This is a genomic window from Mycobacterium szulgai (genome assembly GCF_002116635.1).
Lineage (GTDB): Bacteria > Actinomycetota > Actinomycetes > Mycobacteriales > Mycobacteriaceae > Mycobacterium > Mycobacterium szulgai.
Map to the genome: position 1 here is coordinate 1 of NZ_LQPW01000111.1, position 2173 is coordinate 2173.

The 2173-nt window shown below is 65.7% G+C and carries 3 protein-coding genes; 1 reads left to right on the forward strand and 2 read right to left on the reverse strand.

The genetic code is table 11. The annotated features are described in order from the left end of the window. Together AWC27_RS15935 and AWC27_RS15940 are read right to left on the reverse strand one after the other, a co-directional pair. Window positions 1-324: thiamine pyrophosphate-dependent enzyme (locus AWC27_RS15935; protein WP_245847177.1), on the reverse strand; the 324-nt coding region annotated here is incomplete at its 3' end. Between the two features lie 36 nt (window positions 325-360). Beyond that, the gene (locus tag AWC27_RS15940; protein WP_085671375.1) at window positions 361-1245 is read right to left on the reverse strand and encodes a mycofactocin-coupled SDR family oxidoreductase; all 885 of its coding nucleotides are present in this window, start codon (window positions 1243-1245) and stop codon (window positions 361-363) included. 182 nt (window positions 1246-1427) lie between these two features. Here AWC27_RS15940 and AWC27_RS15945 point away from each other — a divergent pair. Further along, window positions 1428-2173: CoA transferase (locus tag AWC27_RS15945; protein ID WP_211281641.1), on the forward strand; the 746-nt coding region annotated here is incomplete at its 3' end.

Here is a 2173-nt window from a genome sequence, read left to right on the forward strand (position 1 = left end):
GGGATTGGCTATGTGCATGGTGCCGCCCTTGCCGCGACTGGCACCGACCGTACGGCCCATCATCTCGCCGTAAATCTCTTCCAGCGGAACGCCCTTGCCGATCAGATCGTGCAGGCCGCGATAGGTGGTCACCAGTTGGTCGTCGGGCCGCAGCGTGGCGCCCATCGCCGCGGCAATGGCCTCCTGGCCGCGCGAGGGCCAATACACGCACATGAACTCCCCGGTGCCGATGCCCTTGGACAACCGGTCGTCGGCGGCCTTCATCAACATCATCAGCGCGTAGAGCCGGCGTTGCACCTCTGGCGTGGCGTTGCCGTCGCTCATTGTGCTCCTTCGCGTGTCACGTTGGGCGCCAACCGGTTAGCCGCCCGACCACGGTTTGACCTTGAGGAAGCCGCCGCCGTCCACCCGCAGTTGTTGACCGGTGATGTAGCGCGCCGCATCGGAGGCCAGGAACAGCACCGCCTCACTGATGTCTTCCGGCTCGACGTAAGGGATGGGCATCGACTGGACCAGTGGGAAGACCGGTTCGGCGTCCTCCCGGGTGGGGTTCTTCAGGTCAGGACGGAACGCCCGGTACATCGGCGCACTGTGCAGCATGTCGGTGTTGACGTTGGTCGGGTGCACTGCGTTCATCCGGATGGAGAACGGCGCAAGCGCCCGGGCGAAGTCGTTAACGTAATGTGCGCCAGCGAGTTTCGCGAAGGCGTAGCCGGCACCGCCGGGGCCGCCGGCCCCACCCTCAGCGCCGGAGGTGCTCAGAGACGACATGAACGCCGCGTTGGAGCCGATCACGATGATCGACGCGCCGGCCTTCAAGTGCTTGAGGCTGGCGTGCACCAGGTTGAGCACGCCAACCAGGTCGACGTCCACCGCGTCGGCGAACGCCTGCGGCGGCAGGCCCGCGGTAAGCGGGCAGATGCCGGCGTTGGCGACCACGATGTCCAGGCGCCCGAACTCGGCGACACCGTTGTCGATTGCCGTCGAGAGCGCGCTGCGCTCACGGACGTCGGCGATCGCCGTGCTGACCCGCCGGCCCTCCTTTTCCACCAGACGTGCCGTCTCGTCCAGGTCCTCGGGCCGCGCCAGCGGGTACTCGTTGGTCTCGATGTCGGCGCATAAGTCGACGGCGATGATGTCGGCGCCTTCGGCGGCCAGCGTGCGCGCATGCGACCGGCCCTGGCCACGCGCAGCTCCGCTGACCACTGCGACTTTCCCGGCTACCCGGCCCGCTAGTCGGTCCATCGCGACTCCCAGGTCCCGTGCACCGCATCGGGTTTCGGGATCGGACCAATGGTCAGCTCCATCGCATCTCTTTCACGATTTAACTGCGCATGGCTGCAGCCGGGCTGTCGATATCCCTTACAGTAGCTAGAATATCTAAAATAGCAAGAAATGCCGGGACGGACCGGAAGGGCTGGCAGAAGATGCTTGAGTCAGAGGTTCTGAACGGTGTTCGGGTGGTCGAACTGGCGTCGTGGACCTATGTGCCGTCGGCCGGTGCCGCGTTGTCGGATTGGGGAGCCGACGTCATCAAGGTCGAAGGCGTCACGTCCGGTGATCCCGGACGCGCATTGGTCGTTGGCGGTTTCACCCGCGCGGCTGCTCGGGTTGACGCCGATTTCATCCTCGAGTTAGGCAATCGCGGCAAGCGCAGTATCGCGATCGACATCAAATCCGAAACCGGCCGCGACCTATTCGGCCGCCTGTTGGCTTCTGCCGATGTATTCCTGACCAATTGGCTGCCCGGCGCCCTAGAGCGCGCCCGGCTGACCGTTGCCGATGTCCGCGCCTTCAACCCAGACATCATCATCGCCAGGGGCACCGGGTTAGGCGTGCGCGGTCCAGATCGTGATCGCGGCGGATTCGACGCCGCCACCTACCTGGCACGCGGCGGGGTGGCCTATACGCTCACGCCGTTCGGTACTGAGACACCCGCCGTCCAGGGCCCCGGATTCGGCGACCTGCAGGGCGGCGCAACGCTGGCCGGCGGCGTGTGCGCAGCACTGTTTCATCGGGAACGCACCGGCCAACCGAGCATCGTCGACTCCTCGCTGCTGGCCCAGGCGATGTGGGCGATCGCTCCGTCGATCTCGGCGGCCGATTTCTTCGGCATCGACGGCATTCCGGGTGCACCGCCGGGATTGGCCATCAATCCGCTTGTGAACTGCCA